The organism is Bradyrhizobium sp. (assembly GCF_017881085.1).
Lineage (GTDB): Bacteria > Pseudomonadota > Alphaproteobacteria > Rhizobiales > Xanthobacteraceae > Bradyrhizobium.
Window position 1 is genome coordinate 1 of sequence record NZ_JADGRI010000364.1, and the last position, 5005, is coordinate 5005.

At 64.2% G+C, this 5005-nt stretch carries 5 protein-coding genes; 1 reads left to right on the forward strand and 4 read right to left on the reverse strand.

Annotation, left to right across the window (positions count from 1 at the left end; translation table 11 throughout):
• The 3 genes from QZ213_RS24510 to QZ213_RS24520 form a co-directional block, all read right to left on the reverse strand.
• Positions 1 to 656 (reverse strand): efflux RND transporter permease subunit (locus QZ213_RS24510; protein WP_291688659.1); only part of this gene is annotated, 656 nt, incomplete at its 3' end.
• A 33-nt stretch (positions 657 to 689) separates the two neighbouring features.
• Positions 690 to 1934, reverse strand: a complete 1245-nt coding sequence (locus QZ213_RS24515) for an efflux RND transporter periplasmic adaptor subunit (protein WP_291688660.1) — start codon at positions 1932 to 1934, stop codon at positions 690 to 692.
• A gap of 166 nt (positions 1935 to 2100) precedes the next feature.
• Positions 2101 to 3498 carry a CoA transferase gene (locus QZ213_RS24520; RefSeq protein WP_291688661.1) on the reverse strand — a complete coding sequence of 466 codons (1398 nt, stop codon included), beginning with the start codon at positions 3496 to 3498 and terminating at the stop codon, positions 2101 to 2103.
• A 102-nt stretch (positions 3499 to 3600) separates the two neighbouring features.
• Here QZ213_RS24520 and QZ213_RS24525 point away from each other — a divergent pair, with 102 nt between their 5' ends.
• Positions 3601 to 3888, forward strand: a complete 288-nt coding sequence (locus QZ213_RS24525; RefSeq protein WP_291688662.1) for a hypothetical protein — start codon at positions 3601 to 3603, stop codon at positions 3886 to 3888.
• A gap of 32 nt (positions 3889 to 3920) precedes the next feature.
• On the opposite strand, the gene QZ213_RS24530 is transcribed toward QZ213_RS24525, so the two are convergent.
• Positions 3921 to 5005, reverse strand: a 1085-nt coding sequence (locus QZ213_RS24530; protein ID WP_291688663.1) for an OB-fold nucleic acid binding domain-containing protein, incomplete at its 5' end; no start/stop codon positions are given.

The following is a 5005-nucleotide window of genomic DNA, read 5'->3' on the forward strand; positions in this document are numbered from 1 at the left end:
TCGACGGTGTTGCCGCCGACATTGATGTTGGAATTGCCGACGGCCTGCAGCAGCTGCGGCAGCGTCAGGCCGTTGGCGACGAGCTTGTTGAAGTCGACCTGCAGTTCGTAGGTCTTGGTCTTGCCGCCCCAGCCGGTGACGTCGATCACGCCGGGCACGGCGCGAAAGCGGCGCTGCAAGACCCAGTCCTGCAGCGTTTTCAAGTCGAGCACGCTGTAGTTCGGCGGCCCGACCAGCCGGTAGCGGTAGATTTCGCCGATGGCGCTGAGCGGCGAAATCCCCGGCTGCACGTTGCCGGGCAGCGGCGCCAGTTGCGACAGCCGGTTCAACACCTGCTGCAGCGCTTCATCATAGGTGTAGTCGAACGAGAATTGCAGCTTGACGTCGGACAATCCGTACAGCGAAATGGTCCGGATCGTCTGCAGGTTCTTGATGCCCGCGACCTGGGTCTCGATCGGAATGGTGATGTAGCGCTCGATCTCTTCCGACGACAAGCCCGGACTTTGCGTCACCACGTCGACCATTGGCGGCGTCGGGTCCGGATAGGCTTCGATATTGAGCTGCTTGAAAGCGATCAGGCCGCCGATCATCACGACGGCGAACAGGCCCACCATCAGATAGCGGCGGCCGACGGCAATGGCGACGAGGCGATCCATTCAGATCGAGACTTTCAATGGGCTGCGTTCACGTTAGCTGCCGGATGCCGCGCGGTCGATGAACAGGCTGCCCTTGGTAACGATTCGCTCGCCGGGTTTCAAATTGCCCTCGATCTCGACGAGGTCGCCATTGGTCAGCCCGGTCTTGATCTGGCGCAGCTCGATCGACTTGTCGTCATGCGCGACCCAGACGCGGACCTGATTGCCCTCGTAGATCAAGGCCTGCTTCGGTACGCCCAGCGCAGGGTGATCGCCAGCCGAGTAGATGGTGACGTTGGCGAACATCTCCGGCTTCAACGCGCCGTCCTTGTTGTCGATGGTGGCGCGGACCAGGAGCCGGCGCGTGGCCGGATCGATTGCCGCGGCTACATAGTTGATGCGCGCCGACAAGGTCCGGCCCGGCAACGCCAGAACATTGATGGCGATCTCCTGCCCTATCGAAACCTTGGACGCATCGGTCTCGCGGACGAAGGCGGTGAGCCAGACCGTGGTGAGATCGCCGATCACGAAGACCGGATCGCTGGCGCCGGAGTTCACATACTGGCCCGGACCGACCTTCCGCTGCACGACCGTGCCTGATATCGGCGAGTAGATGGTGGTACTCGGATCGATGCGGCCCTTTTCCTGAAAGGTTGTGATGGCCTCGTCAGTCAGCCCAAGGATCCGCAATTTGTTGCGCGCCGCCTCCAGCGCCGTTTGCGACGAGCGCATGTCGTTCTGCGCCTGGATCAAATTGGCCTGGCTCTGCTGGTAATCCTTGAGCGGAACGGCCTTGCCCTCGAACAGATCCCTGGCGCGCGTGTCCTGGATCTGCGCGAGAGCGAGCGCCGACTTCGCCTTGTTCAGGGCGGTCATGGCCGAGATGAAATCGTTCTGCGCCTGCACGGTGTCGGCGGCTTCGATCACGAACAGCGGCTGCCCCTGGGTGACGTTGTCGCCCGGCCGGACCATGAGTTTCATGACGCGGCCCGCATAGGGCGAAAACACCGGGGTCGAACGGTCCTCGTCGACCGCGACCTTGCCTTCGGTCACGGTTTCGGCCCGGAAGGTTCGCTCGGTAACGGGCTCGATGGTCAGGGTGGCCCATTCCGCCGGAGTCGGGGTATAGCGCTGCGATCCCTTGCGGGATTGGCTCGACACCTCGGAAGATTCGTGGCTGGCCCCGCCGATATGCGTGACCCCATAGAGAGCCGCCCCGGCCAACACCAAAAGGGCTGCGCCCATGGCCAGCCGTTGCCGGTTAAGCATCTGCAATTGCTTGATAAGTTCCGGCAACATAGGGTCCAGTCACTTGGGCGATGATTCCGGCAATGACTGCCTCATCGGTGCGCTAATAGTGCCGATTTGATGTTTCAAACAACCTAAAAACGGCGCTGACGCCATCGTTTAAAGTTAAAATTTGGAGAGGCGCGTCTTATTTTCGAGAGGTTTTCGCGTCGTGGCCTCAGCCGCGCGCCGGCCATTGCGGCGGGTGACTGCCGAGCGGCATCGCCGGGCGGGACCAGAAGGCAGGCGTTTTCGACAGCACGGCCGAATGGCTCACCGCCCGGAGCGGACCGAAGCCGGAAGGCACCGCTTCGATAAAGGGTGTGACCGCATCGCCCTTCAAATCCTCGGTCTTGAGCCCGTCGGCGACGCGACCGAAATTCCACAGCCACCGTCCGGTCTGCGCCAGCGACACGCGGACATGCCAGCTGCCGCCTTCGCGGGACTGGCGGGCCTTTGCCATCATGGCGCCGAACGCCATCAGATAGCCGGTGGCGTGATCGAGCATTTGCGCCGGCAATTCCTTTGGCCCCTCGACACCGGCGGCCTCGCCTTCGGCATGATTGAAGCCGGTCGAGGTCTGCACCAGTGAGTCGAAGCCGCGGCGCTCGGCCCACGGCCCGGCGTGGCCATAGGCCGACAGCGATACATACACGATGCCCGGATTGATGCGTGCGGCGTCCTCCGCCGAGAAACCGAGCGAGCCGAGCGCGCGCGGACGGTAGCCTTGCGAGAAGATGTCGGCCTGCGCCAGCAGATCGCGCAACACGCCCCGCCCCTGCTCACGCTTGAGGTCGGCAAAAGCGGAAAGCTTGCCCCGCCCGGTGTCGATGGTGAGCCAGGGGATCGCCGGCAGATCGGGACCGGAAATCAGCAGCACGTCGGCGCCGTGGGCGGCGAGCGTGCGGCCGGCGACGGGACCGGCGATCACCCGCGACAGGTCGAGCACGCGCAAGCCCGCAAGCGGGCGATCCCCTGCGGGCCACGGCCTTGGCGCGGCCTCACCGATCTTTTCAACTGATATCGTCGGCAACGCGGCCAGCGCCCTGGCATGCGGCAGATCGGACCATTCGTCATGCGAGCGCATCATCGCGACCACGCCGCCCGCCGCATAGGCTGCGGTCTCGAAGGCTTCGGCCTCCCACTGCATCAGCGCGGCCTGAACGTCGTCGCGTTCCGGCTTGCAGTCCAGCACCTTGCAGACGGCGGCGCGATGATGCGGGAAATTGGTGTGCAGCCGCACAAAACGCCGGTCGCCGGTTTTGTAAACCCCGGCGATGGCGTCCCAGGCGGGCGGCGGCGGCTTGCCGTCGACGCGCAGATACCGCTCGCTGCGGCATTCGACGACGGCATGCCGCATGTCGACCGCGACGCCTTGCGATTGCCCGCTGCGCAGTTTCCAGATCTGCGCGGCGGCGAGGCCGGCGGCGGCAATGCTGGTTTGCGCCGCGGCAGCCACGCGGAACGATGACGGCAGTTGCGGTTCCTCTCCGGTCAGTGTGACGGCATCGAGCGCCGCGGCGTCGCCACCGGCTGATGTCCAGAGCTCGGCCAGAATTTCGCGGGGCGTTTGCATGATCGTCACTTTTCCCTACGTTCAGGGCTGCCGGAAGTTCGTTTTGTTTCGCTTAGTCGCGCAATCCTACTGTGTTTCTGCCTTACCGTGGAAGGAGCTGCAATGGCTGCCATCGATCCCCTGACCGCCGCAGGCGTTCTGCTGGCGACGGCCGCAACGGACGCGGTCTATGTCATGTTCACCTCGGCCGTGGTGGCGCGCAGGCGCGTGCCCGCGGCGACCTGGAGCAGCGTATGGTACCTGCTGTCTTCCTACGCCGTCATCAGCTATACGGAAAACTGGGTCTATGTCGCCTTCGCCGCGATCGGTTCATGGCTCGGCGCGTTTGCGTCGATCACGTTCCTGCACCGGCCGCCCGGCGGTCCGCCGGTCGGCGCCGCGCCTGAATAGCGAAATCGCTCGCTTGAGCATGATCTGATCCGTCAATGAAAATCCCGTGAGGGCGGCAGGATCCGCACATTGCGCGGATGGCGGATTTTCTGGGCCGGATTGTCGGGATGCTCCCGCCGGTCGTCATTGAGCGGTTCGATCAGCGCGGGACCTGCCGGCACCGGATGCTTCCGCGCATCGTTGGCGAGACCCACCAGATCGCGGGAGCGATCGTATAGGCGTTGCGCGACCAGATGCGTCACCTGTTCCGGGCTGCTCTGGATATAGCCCTCGACCAGAATGAGCCGTGCACCCATCACCTCCTTGCGGAACTGTTCCATCACCTTCGGCCACACCACGATATTGGCGATGCCGGTTTCGTCCTCCAGCGTCATGAACACCACGCCCTTGGCGCTGCCCGGACGCTGCCGCACCAGCACCACGCCGGCGCAGCGAACGCGTTTTTTGTCGTTGGCGTGGCAGACGCGTTCGCAGGCGATGATGTCCTCCTTCGCAAACATCGGCCGCAAAAATTCCATAGGGTGGCCCTTCAGCGACAGCCGGATGGTCTGATAATCGGCCACCACCTGCTCTGGCAGCGGCATCAGCGGCAAGGGCCGCGCCTGTTCGTCGGGCTGCTCGCGCGCGGCTGCCGTTTCGAACAGCGGCAGCGGCACATCATCCGGCAGCCGCCGTACCGCCCACAATGCGGCGCGGCGGTCGAGTCCGATGGAGCGAAACGCATCGGCATCCGCCAGCAGGATCAACGCGCGCTTGGGAAGCGCGGTGTCGCGGGCAAAATCCTCCAGCGAGGTGAAGGGACGGCGCTGCCGCGCGGCGACGATGCGCTCGGCCCAGTCTTCCACCCCTGCACCGTCATTCCGGGGCACGCCAACGGGTCCGCGCAAAGCGCGGCCCGATGACAGGCTCCGCGTGAACTCCGATGTGCCATTGCACATCGGAGAATCTCGAGATTCCGGGTTCGTCGCTGCCGCGACGCCCCGGAATGACGATTGGATCTGTTTCAACCGCACCTCATCGGGATCGGCCCATTTGAACCCGTCGATCTGGCGGAAGCCGAGCCGCACGGCGTGATATTTCCCGCTCCCCTTCTCCAGCGTATTCTGAGCGTGGCTGA

Excerpts from the sequence above, each read along its gene's own strand:
- QZ213_RS24515 (WP_291688660.1), bottom strand. The coding sequence starts at position 1,934 with ATGTTGCCGGAACTTATCAAGCAATTGCAGATGCTTAACCGGCAACGG.
- QZ213_RS24520 (WP_291688661.1), bottom strand. The coding sequence starts at position 3,498 with ATGCAAACGCCCCGCGAAATTCTGGCCGAGCTCTGGACATCAGCCGGT.
- QZ213_RS24525 (WP_291688662.1), top strand. The coding sequence starts at position 3,601 with ATGGCTGCCATCGATCCCCTGACCGCCGCAGGCGTTCTGCTGGCGACG.